The 16,075-nt window shown below is 71.4% G+C and carries 10 protein-coding genes; 2 read left to right on the forward strand and 8 right to left on the reverse strand.

The genetic code is table 11. The features are described 5' to 3' along the window. Positions 1–131: 131 nt before the first annotated feature. On the reverse strand, positions 132–2,255 hold the full coding sequence (locus ACIBAG_RS33835) for a type IIA DNA topoisomerase subunit B (protein ID WP_399110450.1): 2,124 nt from the start codon (positions 2,253–2,255) through the stop codon (positions 132–134). A 445-nt stretch (positions 2,256–2,700) separates the two neighbouring features. Between ACIBAG_RS33835 and ACIBAG_RS33840 the strand changes: the two genes are divergently transcribed. Continuing rightward, positions 2,701–2,931: a hypothetical protein gene (locus tag ACIBAG_RS33840; protein WP_380865525.1), complete on the forward strand. Its 231-nt coding sequence runs from the start codon at positions 2,701–2,703 to the stop codon at positions 2,929–2,931. Between the two features lie 99 nt (positions 2,932–3,030). Here the strand turns inward: ACIBAG_RS33840 and ACIBAG_RS33845 are convergent, their stop codons facing one another. Next, positions 3,031–3,879 (reverse strand): serine protease, encoded by an 849-nt coding sequence (locus ACIBAG_RS33845; RefSeq protein ID WP_399110452.1) that lies wholly within the window; start codon positions 3,877–3,879, stop codon positions 3,031–3,033. Between the two features lie 242 nt (positions 3,880–4,121). On the opposite strand from ACIBAG_RS33845, the gene ACIBAG_RS33850 reads away from it, so the two are divergent. Then, positions 4,122–4,313, forward strand: a complete 192-nt coding sequence (locus ACIBAG_RS33850; RefSeq protein ID WP_399110454.1) for a hypothetical protein — start codon at positions 4,122–4,124, stop codon at positions 4,311–4,313. 585 nt (positions 4,314–4,898) lie between these two features. Here ACIBAG_RS33850 and ACIBAG_RS33855 read toward each other — a convergent pair. The 6 genes from ACIBAG_RS33855 to ACIBAG_RS33880 all read right to left on the reverse strand — a co-directional run bounded on the left by ACIBAG_RS33855 (position 4,899) and on the right by ACIBAG_RS33880 (position 16,043). Beyond that, entirely contained in the window at positions 4,899–6,434 is a 1,536-nt protein-coding gene (locus tag ACIBAG_RS33855; protein WP_399110456.1) for an RNA polymerase sigma factor, read from the reverse strand. Between the two features lie 427 nt (positions 6,435–6,861). After that, positions 6,862–7,749: a FadR/GntR family transcriptional regulator gene (locus tag ACIBAG_RS33860; protein WP_399110457.1), complete on the reverse strand. Its 888-nt coding sequence runs from the start codon at positions 7,747–7,749 to the stop codon at positions 6,862–6,864. A gap of 163 nt (positions 7,750–7,912) precedes the next feature. Continuing rightward, positions 7,913–9,976 carry an ATP-binding cassette domain-containing protein gene (locus ACIBAG_RS33865; RefSeq protein ID WP_399110459.1) on the reverse strand — a complete coding sequence of 688 codons (2,064 nt, stop codon included), beginning with the start codon at positions 9,974–9,976 and terminating at the stop codon, positions 7,913–7,915. Between the two features lie 208 nt (positions 9,977–10,184). Then, positions 10,185–10,943 (reverse strand): NUDIX domain-containing protein, encoded by a 759-nt coding sequence (locus ACIBAG_RS33870; RefSeq protein ID WP_399110461.1) that lies wholly within the window; start codon positions 10,941–10,943, stop codon positions 10,185–10,187. A 198-nt stretch (positions 10,944–11,141) separates the two neighbouring features. Beyond that, the gene (locus ACIBAG_RS33875; RefSeq protein ID WP_399110585.1) at positions 11,142–13,055 is read right to left on the reverse strand and encodes a glycogen debranching N-terminal domain-containing protein; all 1,914 of its coding nucleotides are present in this window, start codon (positions 13,053–13,055) and stop codon (positions 11,142–11,144) included. Between the two features lie 1,296 nt (positions 13,056–14,351). Then, the gene (locus tag ACIBAG_RS33880) at positions 14,352–16,043 is read right to left on the reverse strand and encodes a DUF4192 domain-containing protein (protein WP_399110462.1); all 1,692 of its coding nucleotides are present in this window, start codon (positions 16,041–16,043) and stop codon (positions 14,352–14,354) included. Positions 16,044–16,075 lie beyond the last annotated feature (32 nt).

Below are 16,075 nucleotides of genomic sequence, written 5' to 3' on the forward strand. Positions count from 1 at the left end.
AACGGCGAGAACGCGCCACCGGGACCACCCGCACCCGGCGACGAATGCCGCACGCGCGGTGCGGGTGGGAACAAAAACCAGCGCCGAAGGCGAGGCCGAGGCCGAATCCCGGCCAAAGCCCAGCGCAGCGGCTACGCGTCGATCCGCGACCGATCCAACGTCGCCGCCGAGCTGGAGATGAACTCCTTGCGCGGCGCCACGTCGTTCCCCATCAGCAGATCGAAGACCCGCTCGGCGGCCTCCAGATCGGAGAGGGTGATCCGGCGCAGCGTGCGGTGGCGCGGGTCCATCGTCGTCTCGGCCAGCTGGTCGGCGTCCATCTCGCCGAGACCCTTGTAGCGCTGGATGGAGTCCTTGTACCGGATCCCCTTGGTCTCGAACTCCATGAGCTTGTCGCGCAGCTCACGGTCCGAGTACGTGTACACGTACTTGTCCTGGCCCTTCTTGGGCTGGACGAGTTCGATCCGGTGCAGCGGCGGCACCGCGGCGAACACCCGGCCCGCCTCGATCATCGGCCGCATGTAGCGCTGGAACAGCGTCAGCAGCAGCGTGCGGATGTGGGAGCCGTCCACGTCGGCGTCCGTCATCATGATGATCTTGCCGTAGCGCGCGGCGTCGATGTCGAAGGTCCGTCCGGACCCCGCCCCTATGACCTGGATGATCGCACCGCACTCGGCGTTCTTGAGCATGTCGGTCACGGACGACTTCTGGACGTTGAGGATCTTGCCGCGGATCGGCAGCAGCGCCTGGAACTCGGAGTTCCGGGCGAGCTTGGCGGTGCCGAGCGCGGAGTCACCCTCGACGATGAACAGCTCGCTGCGGTCCACGTCGTCGCTGCGGCAGTCGGCGAGCTTGGCGGGCAGCGACGAGGACTCCAGGGCCGTCTTCCGGCGCTGGGCGTCCTTGTGCTGGCGGGCCGCGATACGCGTACGGGCGGCTGCGACGGCCTTCTCGAGGACCACGCGCGCCTGTGCGGCGGCGTCGCGCTTGGTGGACGTCAGGAACGCCTTGAGCTCCTTGGAGATCACGGTGTTCACGATGCGCCGGGCCGCCGAGGTGCCCAGGACCTCCTTGGTCTGGCCCTCGAACTGCGGCTCGGCGAGGCGCACGGTGACGACCGCGGTGAGGCCCTCCATGGCGTCGTCCTTGACGATGTCGTCCTCGGCGACGCGCAGCAGCTTCTTGGCACGCAGCACCTCGTTCAGCGTGCTGGTGACGGCCGTCTCGAAGCCCGCGACGTGGGTGCCGCCCTTGGGGGTGGCGATGATGTTCACGAAGGACCGCAGGGTCGTGTCGTACCCGGTGCCCCACCGAAGCGCCACGTCGACGTCGAGCTCACGGGTGACCTGCGTCGGGGTCATCTGACCGTGCTCGTCCAGGACCGGGACGGTCTCCCTGAAGGTGCCCTGGCCGGAGAAGCGCAGGACGTCGCAGACCGGCCGGTCGGTGGCGAGGTACTCGCAGAACTCACTGATGCCGCCGTCGAAGCGGAAGGACTCCTCGCCCTTACTGCCGCCCTCGCCGAGGCCGAACTCGTCACGGACGACGATGGTCAGGCCGGGCACCAGGAACGCGGTCTGGCGGGCGCGCTGGTGCAGCGTCTCCAGGGAGAGCTTGGCGTCCTTGAGGAAGATCTGGCGGTCGGCCCAGTAACGCACGCGCGTGCCGGTGCGGGTCTTGGGGATCTTCTTGGCCTTGCGCAGGCCGCTCTTGGCGTCGAACTTGGCGTTCGCGCCATCGGCGGCGAAGGCTCCGGGAACGCCGCGCCGGAAGCTGATGGCGTGGGTGTGCCCACCCCGGTCCACCTCGACGTCCAGGCGCGCGGACAGCGCGTTCACCACGGACGCGCCGACACCGTGCAGACCGCCGGAGGCGGCGTACGAGCCGCCGCCGAACTTGCCGCCGGCGTGCAGCTTGGTCATGACGACCTCGACGCCGGACAGGCCGGTCTTGGGCTCGACGTCGACCGGAATGCCGCGGCCGTTGTCCCGGACCTCCACGGAACCGTCGTCGTGGAGGATCACGTCGATGTGGTCGCAGTAGCCGCCGAGGGCCTCGTCGACGGAGTTGTCGATGATCTCCCACAGGCAGTGCATCAGACCGCGGCTGTCGGTCGATCCGATGTACATGCCCGGGCGCTTGCGCACGGCCTCGAGGCCCTCGAGGACGAGCAGGTGCCGCGCGGTGTAGTTGGAACCGTCCCGGTCTGCTCCTGCCAGCAGCGCTGTGGACGGCACGGACGTCTCGGCGGTCACGCGGTTCGCTCCTCGCTGAATTTCAGGTGACGCCCTGATGGGTAAGGGCGCGGCATCGGTAGCCGTCAAGAGGGTACCGAGGCCTGGTAGAGCCGTTGTAACGCCACCCTCGTACGAAACACAGACTAGTCCAGGATCGCATGCGTGTTCGATCCCTCGATGGGGTGAAGTACATATCACGTTCCCTTCCAGGCATGAACCATTTAGGCTCCGGGCACGTCCTCATGAACAAACCGGCAACCCAGCCGGGAGGACCTGACCTTGACCGACAGCGCGAAACCGTAAGCAAGACAGAGACGCGATACGGCACATTCGCCGCCAAGCCGGCAGCAGCCAGCCCCCTCGGAAAAATTTCACTGAGGGTGAAGCCACGAGCGGGAACGTTTTGGGGCTGGTTGGATGTTGACCCTGGTACGACAGCTCGTCGAGCTAGAGAAGAGGCGACGTGACTACTGTTCTGACCCCCGCGAGCCCGCTGACGGCCGCTGACCGCTGCGACCGCTGCGGCGCACAGGCGTACGTGCGCGTCGTCCTGCTCAGCGGCGGAGAGCTGCTCTTCTGCGCCCATCACGGTCGCAAGTTCGAGCCGGAACTCAAGAAGATCGCCGCTGAGATACAGGACGAGACGGAGCGGCTGACGTCCGTTCCCGCATCGGCGTCCGACGAAGAGCGCTGACACCTCGCATCAACGACGAGCCAGCTCCGGCACAGGCCGGTTGACGGGCGGCCGCCCCTCACCTCAGGGGCGGCCGCCCGCGCTCATACCCCGCTCGGCTCAGGCCTTGCCGGGCGCCCGGACGCTCCACCGCAGCGCCCGGGCGATCTCGGACACCCGCGTGTAGACGCCAGGACTGCCCGCGCGACCGCAGCCGGTGCCCCAGGACACCAGCCCGATCAGCTTCCCCTGAGCGACCAGCGGACCTCCGCTGTCTCCCTGACAGGCGTCCCGCCCACCCTGCGGCTCCCCGGCACAGACCATGCTGTCGGCCATGTACCTGCCTTCACCTCCGCCTGGATAAGCGTTTCTGCACAGAACGTCGGGCAGCACATGCACACGCGCCGCCCGCAGCCCTCGCGCGTAGTCACCCGCGCCCGTGACGTCCCCCCACCCGTAGACCAGGGCCGACGCCCCCGGCAGATAGGCGGGATCGCCGGCGCCCGCCATCCTGATCACGGCGCCGGCGGGCAGCGGCTGAGCGAGGGTGAGCACGGCGAAGTCGCCCGCGTTGGTGGCCTGGTCGTAGCCCGGGTTCACCCAGGTGCGGCGGACGCGGATCTCCTGACCGCCGCTCGACAGCAGGTCCGAGCGGCCCGCGATGACACTGAAGTCGCTCAGTCGGTCCGGCGTGGTCCCGAGGACCTCCTCGCCCATGCAATGGGCCGCCGTGAGGACGGTGGACCGGCTGACCGCCACGCCGACGCAGAACTGACCGGCCCGCGTACCTCCGAACCGGTCACGGCTGGACAGCGCCACGGTCCAGGGACTGTGCGACACATCGACCGGAAACCCGCCGACGACGACACTGTCAGCGGCCGCGGGGGCGGCGGACACCAGCGGTACGGCGGCTGCCGCAGCCGCCAGAACCAGCGGCCCGGCCAGCGCCCGGGCAAAGGTACGACGCATGGCGCTCCTCACTCTCGGGTGGTCGTGGAAAACCCAGAGTGAGTCAGCCCGCGACACCCCGCACCTGCGGCGACAGCCCGAAGGCCCGCTCCCCACTCGGGAGACCCGGCCCTTGGGTGCCGTACGAACGCGACCTCGTCGGCAGTCGCGCAGTATGGACATGTGAGCGCTGTGCTCGGCCTGCGTGACGCGGGCGGGTGGGGAGCGCAGTCCGCGGAACACCTTGGATTGGGGTGACCGCCATGACCCTCCGCACGATCGCCCATCACCTCGGTCTGCCTGTCCGGCGTGACCCACAGGAGGTGGCGAAGATCATCGAGGGACTCCGCCCCAGGCTGGACGAGCTTCCCGACGACAGGCGGGAACGGCTCGAAGCCGAGTGGGCCAAGGTCCTCAGCGAACGCCACTGGCACCGGCCCTACCTCCACGACTGAGCGGACACCGCCGGTGACCGCCGATACGACGCCGGCCCAGCCCGCCCCGCCGACCTCGGACTTGTCCTGCACGGGCTGCGGTGCCCGGCCGGCCGGAGGGTGGTCACCCGCGGGCCGGATCAAGCTGTATACGAGGACCTTCGTGAGCGGGCGTGGAGAGGCCGTGCCAGACAGTCGGTTCCGCGCCGTCCCGGACGCTGAAGGACGGTGGCGCCCATGAGTACGACGTCGATCAGCGGGACGCAGACCAGCAGTGCACCGCCAAGAAGCCGCCGCCCGGCGACGTAGCGCGCCACCAGGCCCCCGACGAGGAGGACCCGGAACAGCACGTCACAAGCGCAGGCCGACGCCGCGGGTTCCGCGTCCCCACGTCCCCACGTCCCCGCCCCGGCGGCCCGGTCCCGGAAGTCGCCGTCGAACCCGGGGACGTTGCGGGCGGCTGGTGATCGCCGGCGGGGGCGGCGGCCACCAGGTTGACTCTGATCCGACGGCCCACCCGGCGGCCCGCGACGGCTGAGGCGAGGGCACACCAAAGCGCCCCCGACCCGCGGGGAAGCAGGTCAGGGGCGCCGGAGTGGATCTGACTCAGTCCAGGTAGTCGCGCAGCACCTGGGACCGCGACGGGTGGCGCAGCTTCGACATGGTCTTGGACTCGATCTGGCGGATGCGCTCACGCGTCACGCCGTACACCTTGCCGATCTCGTCGAGGGTCTTCGGCTGACCGTCGGTGAGACCGAAGCGCATGGAGACGACGCCCGCCTCGCGCTCGGACAGGGTGTCCAGCACCGAGTGCAGCTGCTCCTGGAGGAGCGTGAAGCTGACCGCGTCGGCCGGGACGACCGCCTCGGAGTCCTCGATGAGGTCACCGAACTCGCTGTCGCCGTCCTCGCCCAGCGGGGTGTGCAGGGAGATGGGCTCGCGGCCGTACTTCTGGACCTCGATGACCTTCTCCGGGGTCATGTCGAGTTCCTTGGCCAGCTCCTCCGGGGTGGGCTCGCGGCCCAGGTCCTGGAGCATCTGGCGCTGCACACGCGCGAGCTTGTTGATGACCTCGACCATGTGCACCGGGATACGGATGGTGCGGGCCTGGTCGGCCATGGCGCGGGTGATCGCCTGACGGATCCACCAGGTGGCGTACGTGGAGAACTTGTAGCCCTTGGTGTAGTCGAACTTCTCGACCGCGCGGATCAGACCGAGGTTGCCCTCCTGGATGAGGTCCAGGAAGAGCATGCCGCGGCCGGTGTAGCGCTTGGCCAGGGAGACCACCAGACGGAGGTTGGCCTCCAGCAGGTGATTCTTGGCGCGGCGGCCGTCCTCGGCGATGATCTCCAGCTCGCGCTTGAGCTTGGGGGCCAGCTTGTCGGCGTTGGCCAGCTTGTCCTCGGCGAACAGGCCCGCCTCGATGCGCTTGGCGAGCTCGACCTCCTGCTCGGCGTTGAGCAGGGGGACCTTGCCGATCTGCTTGAGGTAGTCCTTGACCGGGTCGGCGGTGGCACCGGCCGCGGCGACCTGCTGCGCGGGCGCGTCGTCCTCGTCCTCGTCGGAGAGCACGAAGCCGGCACTCTCGGCGCCCTCCGGCTCGTCGCCGACCTTGGTGTCCTCGAGGACCTCGTCCTCGAGCAGCTCGGCGTCGTCCTTCTTCGCGGTCGTCTTCTTGGCCGCGGCCGTCTTCTTGGTGGCCGCGGTCTTCTTGGCGGCCGCCTTCTTGGTCGCGGTCGCCTTCTTGGCGGCGGCCTTCCTGGGCGCCTCGTCCTCGACGGCGGGTTCGGCGGCGGGCGCCGCAGGGGTGGCGGTGGCGGTGGCCTTCTTGGTGGTCACCGTCTTCGCCGCGACCGTCTTGGTGGCGGTGCGCTTGGCCGGACTCTTCGCTGCGACGCTCTTTCGGGTGCGCTTGGGCTCCGCGGCACTGACCATCAGCGTCACACCCTCTTCCTCGAGGATCTGGTTGAGGCTGCGCAGTACGTTCTTCCACTGAGTGGCCGGAATCTGGTCGGCTTCGAAGGCCCGACGCACATCGTCGCCGGCGATCTGCCCCTCAGCCTTTCCCCGCTCGATAAGAGCCATGACAGAGACGGACTCGGCGATCTCCGGCGGGAGCGTACGGGATGTGCTGGCCGACACGAACAACCTCTCGGAACGTTGGAAAACGGCTTCCGGCCCCGTCCACTGCGGACAGGAGCCGACCACCGGCTTGGGGATGGGCCGACGGTGCGGGCGGGGGCCGGGAAGATGCACAGCGCCTTGAGCGGCGTCCGTATTCCCTCCTCGGCTGTCACCTCTTAGGTCATCGCGCTGTTCCCCCGAGCGTTACGCCCAATCTGCGTGGCCCGAGTCACATCCCGTAACCGATCAAAACGGGCAGACACGGACAGAAGAGTTCACCCATGGCCTCAACCATGCACTGTACGGCGATTCCGCGGCCTCGTCGCACCGTCGGACCCGCAGGATCCGGGGTGGATCCTGCGGGTCCGACGGGAGGGCGCGCAGACCGGGCGAGGCCCCAGGAGGGGGGAGGCGTCAGCCTCGGCCGCGCGACCGGGGTGCGCGGTCAGTGCTCGCGGGGTGCGGGCACCACGCGCTCCACCTCGGGATGGACGGTGAGCAGCTGCCGCATGGCCGCCTCGGCGGCCGCCCCGTCGCCGGTGGCGAGGGCGTCGACGATCCGGCTGTGCTGCGCCAGCGACGTCTCGTTCGGCCGGTCACAGCCCGTGACCGGGCCGCCGGAGACCTGGAGGGCGGCCGAGACGATCCCCGAGAGGTGCTCCAGCATGCGGTTGCCCGCGACCTGGATGAGCAGCGTGTGGAACTCGGAGTCGGCGCGGGAGAAGGTGAGGACGTCGCCCTGGCTCATCGCGTGGCCCATGATCTCGACCATGTCGGCGAGCCGCTGCTGGACGTCGTCGCGCCCGTGCCCGGCCGCGAGGCGGGCGGCGAGCGGCTCGATCGTCCAGCGCAGCTCGCTCAGCTCCCGGCGCTGGTCGTCGCGCTGCGGCCCGAAGGCACGCCACTCGATGATGTCCGGGTCGAGGAGGTTCCAGTCGCTGACGGGACGCACGCGCGTGCCGACGTTCGGGCGGGCGCTGACCAGGCCCTTGGCCTCCAGGACGCGGAGCGACTCACGGACGACGGTGCGGGAGACCTCGAACCGCTGGCCGATCTCCTCCGGCACGAGCGGACGGTCGGCGCCCAGGTCGCCGGAGACGATCATCTGGCCGAGCTGCTGGACGAGTTGGCCGTGCAGCCCGCGTCCGCGGCTGCCGGCGGCGCGCCTGCCGACACGGCCCAGGTCCGGGTCCGCGCCTTCCCAGGCGGGGGATCCGACGCGGTCGGCGACGGGGGCCTCGGCGTACGGGTAGCGGTCGAGATCGCCCGGGCCGGCGAGACCGGAGTCGGCGGCGCGGGCGGCGGTCATCATGGTGTGCGCAAGGGTACTCACGGATCCTTTGTCGGCGCCGTCCTCAACTCCCTTGAGGTCTTTGGTGAAAAGCACACGAAAGGGTGATCGCTCACCCCGTCGCAATTGACGCCTTATCGGAAAGAAATGGGCTTTCCCCGGGGAGTTGTGTGCATGACGGGGCCGGGACGTGCATGGACGGTCGTCATCGGACCCTGCTGCGGGCGGTCGTGAGCAGATAGGCGGCGAGCAGCGCGGCCAGCGACAACGTCAGTGCGCCGCCGACGGGTTGGGCGACCACGCGCGCGACGGCGGCGAGATAGCGCTCTCCCCCGAACGGCCACTGCGACAGGAGCACCTCACGCAGCCGCAGCGGAAAACCGGCCGCCGTCCGCACCGACGGCCCCTCCATCACCTGCTGAACGAGGGGTACGAGCAGCACGGGTACGGCGACCACCGCCGCGAGCCCCGCCGTGGTCGAGCGGAACAGCCCCGCGGCCAGCACGCCGGCCCAGGCACAGCCGACCATCAGTCCGAGCCAACTGGCGCTCAGCGAAAGCCAGTCGGCGGGAACTTCCGCGAGTTCCCGCCCGTAGACGAGATAGAGCACTTCGATGTCACAGCCGACGGTGAGGACGGCCAGCACCAGCGCGGTGGCGGAGGCGACGAGGAGTTTCGCGGCCAGCAGCCCCAGCCGGCGGGGGACGGTGCCGCGGTCCGCCGCCAGCGCGGGATGGCGGAACTCCTCGCCGAACGCGATCGCACCGAGCAGCCCGGCCCCGAGCGCCGCGGGCGGCAGCGGGAGCTCCCGCGGCCACGCGACCAGCAGGCGCGGATGCGGAGTGTGCCCGACACGGGCGAGCAGTACGGCGGTGAGCGCGGACACCACGAGCACGGCGCCGGCGGTGAGGAACCCGGTGCCCACTCCGGCGGCCCGGCGGAGTTCGTAGCGGAGGGGGCGGAGGGGGCTGGGGGCGGGACGGACCGAGATGGGGGGTGGGAGATCGGGAAGGGGGTCGGCTGTGGAGTCCGCGGGGCGCGAGGCGGCGGGTTGCGGGGCGGTGGCTCGCGAATCGGCGGGCCGGGAGTCGGGCTGCGGATCGTCGGGATGGGCTGCGGCCTGCGCGCAAGGCGGGTAGCCCTCGGTGGCTTCGTCGGCCTGTCGCGGCTCGCCGGTGGCCGCCTGGGGGGTGCTCGGCTTGCTGTCCGGCGCGGGCGACGCCTCGCGCGGCCCTGGGAGGTCGTCGGCCGTGGCCGATCCTTTGTGCCGCATCGGCACCGGCACCTGCGACGTGGCCGCACGCCCGTGATCCCGGGCGGCGATCGCCTCACGGACCGGCGACAGCGGCGCCTCGTCGGCTCGCGGCTCCGCCGACAGGCCCGCAGCCGCGTCCGACCCCATGTCGCCGATCTCGTCGGCGAGTTGGTGGACAAGGATGCCATGACGGTACGCGGTCTCGCCGATCGCGGCGCATGTACTGCCGTACACGGAGAGGCGGTTGCCGCCCTCGCGTACGACCTCCACGGAGCGCCGCGTGGTGCGCGCCTCCTTGGCCAGCAGGGCGGCGAGACGGGATGCGTGCGGCGTGCGGACGGCGACGCGGGGGCGCAGCCGGGTGCGGGAGAAGTCGGCGGCATCCTGGTCGGCGGCGAGTCTGCCCCGCTCCAGGGTGACGACCTGGTCGGCGGTGCGCGCCGCCTCCTTGGGGTCGGCCGTGGTCAGCAGGACCGTGCCGCCCTGCGCCGCGTGTGCGCGCAGCATGCCGTGCAGCCAGCGGCCCTCGCGAGTCGAGAGCCCGTCCGCGGGTTCGTCGAGCACCAGGGTGTGCGGGTCGGCGAGCAGCGCGCAGGCCAGGCCGAGGCGGCGGTCCATACCGCGCGAGAGGGTGCCGAGGCGCTCGTCGCGCAGGCTGACGAGACCGACCACCTCCAGGACTTCGTCCGCGCGCCGCGCCGGGACGCCCGCGGCGGCGCACAGCATGCGCAGATGGCCTCGGACGGTGCGGGCCGGGTGCCCGGGGACATCGCCCATAAGGACACCGACCTCCCGCGACGGATGGGCGATGCGATGCAGGGGACGACCTCTGAAGTAGGTGATCCCACGGCCGCGTTGAAGTTCGAGCATGAGTCTGAGCACCGTCGTCTTGCCCGCTCCCGCCGCCCCGAGCAGCGCGGTGACACGGCCCGCGCGCGCCTCGAAGGACACGTCGTCGACGGCGGGAGGAAGCTGCTTGCGAGTCTCGCTGGTCAGTCCGATGGCCTGGATCACCCTCAGCAAGATAGCGCGTTATGTCCGTTTTTCCGGGCAGCGCAAGGCCCGTAGCCCGGGCGGCAGTCGACCGAACCGGATCCTTGTTCGCCTCTGCCGGCCCGCATTCGCCCTTCGCCCCGGCCGTTCCAGTGCCCGGACCACCGTCCTTCCGGCGCCCGGATCGCCGCGGTCCTGCCCCGCCGGGCTCCTGTCCAGGGCGCTGGGGTCAGACCTCGGGGCGCAGCATCGGGGGGTTGAGCAGCGTGGCTCCGCCGGCTCGGAAGAGCTGGGCTGGGCGGCCGCCCTGACGTGTGGTGGTGCCGCCGGTGGGGACGAGGAAGCCCGGCGTGCCCGTCACCTTGCGGTGGAAGTTGCGGGGGTCGAGAGCCACACCCCACACCGCCTCGTAGACCCGGCGCAGCTCACCGACCGTGAACTCGGTGGGGCAGAATGCCGTCGCCAGTGACGAGTACTCGATCTTGGAGCGGGCGCGCTCCACTCCGTCGGCCAGGATCTGCGCATGGTCGAAAGCGAGCGGTGCGACCGGCTCGCCGTCGCGGCCATAGCCGCCCTGCTGCAGAAGTTCCTCGACGGGCGCCCAGCGGGCGTTGCTGGCGTCGCCGCCCGCGCGGGGTGCGGGCAGGTCGGGGGCCAGCGCGAGGTGGGCGACGCTGACCACGCGCATCCGGGGGTCCCGCTTGGGATCGCCGTATGTCGCGAGCTGCTCCAGGTGAGCGCCGTTGTCCTGCGCGGGCACGGACGGGTCGTGGGCACGCAGCCCGGTCTCCTCGGCCAACTCGCGCGCCGCGGCCTGCGCCAGGTCCTCGTCGGCCCGTACGAACCCGCCGGGCAGCGCCCAGCGCCCCTGGAACGGCGGTTCGCCCCTGCGCACCGCCAACGCGCACAGGGCATGGCGGCGCACGGTCAGCACGACCAGGTCCACGGTGACGGCAAAGGGCGGAAAGGCTGACGGGTCGTAGGGCATGCGGCGATCATAGTCGTCTGCCTGACGATAAACACTCCCTTCGCCGGCCGCAGCGACGGCTGATCCAATTCGGCCGGTATGCGCCTCACCTCCCCTCCGGCATGTCGTTGCCTGTGGCATCGCAGGGTGCCTCGCGGCCGCCGTGGACGATGGGCGGCGCGAGGTCACATACGTCGTGCGGTATGGCGTCGTCCGATGTCACGCCCGCAGCTGCAGCCCGTCGGCCGCCTCCTCGACCATGGCGAGGCCCAGCCTGCTGACGCGCAGGGAAAAGGGGGCACCGGCAACACGCAGGCCCGTCAGGACGATCTCGCCCAGCGGGGCGCTGCGCATCGGCCGCAGGGTGACCGTCCCTCCGGGTGCGTCCGGGCGGATGCCCGCGAGCGTCGTCAGCACGAGAACCCCGGCGGCCGCCGACGCCGCAGCCGGGCGGCAGGCGGCAGGGTGCGGGAGGGGAGCGCTCCCCTCGGTGCGCTGCTCCCCCGCGTACATCTCGGGAAGCCGGTGGCCGAACGCCGCTGCCGCCGCCAGCACACCTCGCAGCAGCGCGCTCGCCTCCTTCTCGTAGTCGGCAGCGGCCAGGCCCGCGATGGCGAGCGCGGTCGCGTGGACCCGCACGGCGCCGCTGCGATGACCGAACGGGTTGTGTCCCGCCTCCTTCGCGCCCAGTCCCCGAAGGCCCCATCCCGAGTCCATGGCCGGAGCGCCGAGCAGCCGGGCCAGCTGCTCGGTCTGCACCTTGTCGAGCAGACCGGGCGCCTGTTCTCCCCCGCCCAGCAGACCAGTGTCGAGGAGATGGACGGCGGCGGCACCCAGCTGCGGCACGAGACGTCCGTCCGGGGTCCGGGCAGCGGCGGGTCGGCCACCGCCCACGTCGTCGATCCAGAGGTCCGCGCGGAACGCCGTCCGCAGCGCCCCGGCCCACTCGCGCAGCTCTGCGCCGCCCGGCCTGCCACCGGCGTCGAGGAGATCGGCGCCGAGCAGCGCCGCACGATGGGCGTGGGCCTGGGTCTCACAGCGGACCGGGCCGCCGGGGTACGGGTCGCGCAGGTACGTACCGTCGCCCACGGTGGCCCGCAGCCACGTCAGACACCGCTCGGCCGCCGGGAGGAGCTCCTCGGTCTCGGACTCGGGCAGCCCCCAGCGTCGGGCCTCCGCGAGCAGCGCGGGAAAGAGCAGCGTGGCCTCCGTGCCGGTGCAGCCCGGTGGCAGATGCGTGCCCGCGTCCCGTATCGGCCCGGGGATCATCCCGGATTGCGCTCCCTTGACCCGGAGTTGGGTGCGGGCGAGTGTGCGGAGTGTGCCCACGGCGAGCCGGGTGCCCAGGGACAGGGTCATCCGGGCCGCGGCAAGGGCGTCGGCCGGGGCCAGTCCGCAGCGCCAGGGCACACCCGCGGCAAGGTGGGTGTCGGAGGGATGGGCGGGGTCGCGCAGCAGGAGTGCCTGCAGGTCCTCGAGGCTCGTCCGCAACAGGGGCTCCACCCGTGGGTCGTCGCCGGACGCCCGCGCGACCGCCAGCGGGCTCGTCGCGGCTCGGCCCACGGCCCGTACGGGTCCTGCCCCGGACCGCACCCGCAGCTCGATGCTCGCGCTGCCTCCTGGGGGCAGCGCGAACTCCCAGCGCAGCAACCCCGCGGAGGCCAGCGCGTCGGCCGGCGGCGGGTCGGCCGTCACCGCCGAGCTTCCCCTGGCGGACGACCACCGCAGGCCGGAATCGTGCACAGTAGCGGGCAGTTCCGGTCCTACGTCGCCGCACGCGATCGCGCCGAGATCTGCGAGGTCCGTCCCCAGGGCGACCTCCACCGGCACACGCAGGGGGCGAACAGCCGCACTGTGCAGTGTGATCCGCTCGGTGCCGTCCGCGTGCCGGGTCCGTTCGACGACTACCTCCGGGTCGGGGCCCGCCTGCGGTGAGGCGCGCAGTGTGCCGACGAAACGGGCACTGTCGGCCCCGCTCATCCTGGCCTGCACCGCCAGCGGTTCGCGTCCGGCCACCCGCACCTGACAACGCGAGAGCACGCGCCGCCCCGCGCGGTAGAACCCTTCGAGTCCCCGTCCGGTCAACTGGCCCTGGTCCGAGGAGATGGCGAGGCCCGGGAGAGCGACGCAGATCAGGGCCTCGTGGGTGGGAGGGAGGTCCGTGGGTCGGCGTGCGGGGGACGGTGGTGTTGCCGAGGCGGCCGATGGCCGAGTCGGCACGGGGAGCGATGACGCCGCCTGAGCGGGGACCGACAGCGGCACAAGTGAGGGCTGCGACGGCCGCGGAGGCGCAGAGGTCGATGTCGTCGGCTGGGAGCAGACAGGCTGCGAAGCGACCGGGACAACCGACGGCCGGGCGGACGACGAGGTCGATGTCGGGGGCGGCGAAGCGGCCGACGGTCGAGTCGGCGAGGGGGCGTCTTGAGTCGGGTGGGCAGGTGGCCAGGAGCGCCACGTGGGGTCGGCATGCGGCAACGTCTCGCTCTGCCCGACGGGCGATGGGGACGAGAGACTTGGGCTCCCGTGTGGCGGCCTTGTGCGCCTTGTGGGCCCTGTCGGCTGTACAGGCAGCTCGGCCCGCCCTCCCCACGCGTGGGCGCGACCGCCCTGGTCTGCCGCAGGCCGCCAACCAGGGGGTGGTGGATTCTGGTCCGCCGATCGGACAGCGGGTCCCTGGTCCCCCACGTTGGGAGGGGACCCGCTGCGGCTGCCCGGAGGGGAACCGCCGCGGCTGCTCGGTGGGGAACTTCGAGCGGAATCGCCCGGATACCTCGAGGCGCCCTGCCCCGAACCGCCACCGATCGCGGTCTGCCCCCCACCCAGGACGAGGGACGGCACCGGTCCATCAGTCACCGTGCGACCGGCGGCGGGCGGGGAGGTCGGAGTCGGCTGGGGCATGGCGGTTTCCTCTGTTCTCAGTGCGCCTCAGGCAGATGCGACGTCGGCGGGGGGGATCCGGAGTGACAGGGGCGGTGCGGCGGCACGGTCGGTCCAGTCGTTCCGCCACTCAGGTGAACGGGGCGGGACTCCTGCAGGTCACGCCCGGTATGGGGTAACCCCGCCGAAGCGGAGCGGCGTTCAGCGTGTTCGGCCGGCGGGGTGAGGCGGTGCGGGGCGCCGAAGCGCAGCACTCTGACCGAACCCGGCTGTTCGCGCCGACTCCCATCTCAGACGTGCTCGTGGCGACCCGGGGCCCGGATACCGTGGTCTGTTCGACGCCTGCGCCCGTCCCGCAGCCACCGTCTGCATCCATGGCATCCCCGAGTGCCGCCGGGTTTCCACCCGCAACAGCCCCCAACCTCACCGCATTTGCCAGAGCGGCACCCGCGACACCCGCGACCACACCCACCAGGGCTCCACTGCCAACAGCCACCCGCCGGGTACCTCGGTCAGGGCTCTGCTGACCTCGGCGGCTCACGTGTCCCCCTCTCACGTGTCCCCCTCAGCGCCGGTGTTCTTGGAACGCACACCATCCGGACGGGACCCGCTCCGACGCACGGCTCCCTTCTTCGCAGTGCCCGCAGCCGTGCTCTTCGGCGTGCGCGACGCCGTGCTGCCCGGGCGCGTGCCGGCGAGATTCGCCCCTGCCGACGTACGAGGGCGCGCAAGGCGGCCAACCCGATCTCGCCCGGCGGCGGTTGCGGAGCGAGGACAGCTGTCCGTGGAATCCGCGCGGCGCCGAGCCCGACGGCGGCCACCCGCGTCGGTTGTCGGGCGGTCGGCCTTCACCGCCTCAGCTTGTACGGGCGCTTCGCCGCCCTGCGGCTCCTCGAGCCGTCCGGCGCCCCGCTCCTCGCGGCCCGCACGTTCCGCCCGCAGGCAGCGGCGGATCGACTCGGGATCCAGACCCTCGTTGCAGGCTTGGTGCAGAAGGCGGGCGAAGAGGTAGTCCGAGTCGGCGCCGAGTGCCATGGCGAGGGCTTCCCGGGCCTCCAGGTCGTCGCCGCTGGACCAGGCGACCCAGCCGGCGAGGGTCAGGGGTGCCGCGGCGTGCTCGCGGTACGGTCCGACGCAGCGACGAGCCAGCGCTCGCCACAGCCGAAGAGCGGGAGCGGCCTCGTCGCCCTCCATCCATGCGGCCGCGCGGTCACGGGTCGCGCGGTCCTGCAGCCCAAGAATGAGCCTCGCGGCCTCGTCGTGTCCGAGCAGTTCGTCGTCGCGCAGATCCGCGGTGAGCGTCCCGGACACGGGCGGTGCCGCGACGAACCGGCTCATCAGCCGTTCGGCCAGCCGCAACGTCTCCTCTGCCACACCCGCACGTGTCGCGTCGTCGAGGATCCTGGGGACCAGTGCCATGCCCGCGGCGTCCAAGGCGATCTCCTGTTCCAGGGCGGCGGCGGTCTCCCAGGGCAGCAGCCTGGCCCGCAACTCGCGCAGAGTCCCACGCACCTGAACTCCGGCATACGTGGCCGCGGCAGCCAGCACGGACGTACCAGGAAGGCCCATCGGCCGACCCTCACGCGGACAGCACTCCTCCCTGTCGCAGCAGTACGACCAGAAACGCCCGTCCGAGATGCACAGGGCCTCGATCACCGGCACGTCCAGATTGCCGCACGCGACCCGCATCCTCTGGGCCAGGGGGCGAAGCCGCTCCATGACCTGTCGGCCCGTCTCCCCCTTCACCGGTTCCTGGCAGAGGAAGGCGACCATCTGCTCGGGCCGGGCTCCTCTGCGCTCGCCGCCCCTCACCAGTCCGTCGGCCAACTGCCTCGCGGCGGGCTCCCAGTCGTCCGTACTCGCGGGAATGCCGAGCCGCGCACGGCCGCCGAACCGGCCTCGCCCGTCGCTGTCGTGCAGGGCGACGAGCACGACGCTGTCCTCTGGGCGGTATCCGAGGAGATACGGCAGCGCGTCGGCCAGTTCGGCCGGGGTACGCAGGGTGACCTGGTGCTCGGCCAGCGGGCCGTCGTAGCCGGTGCAGTCGAGTTGGTCCGCTTCGGGCGAGCGCCCCGGAAGTTCGCCATTCCGGCGGCGCCCCCCGTGGGCCTCGGAAACCTCAGCTGCTTCGCATGCCTCATGCACGCCATGCGACTCGGTTGCCCCACTGGTTTGAGGCTGTTCGCTGTCTGCGGCGGTGTTGTCGTTTCCGGGAGATCCAGTCGCTTCGCTGTGATTCGTCATGCGAAGACGATCTCGCGGATCGTGCGACTCCG

The sequence above is a fragment of the Streptomyces sp. NPDC051243 genome (genome assembly GCF_044455405.1).
GTDB lineage: Bacteria > Actinomycetota > Actinomycetes > Streptomycetales > Streptomycetaceae > Streptomyces.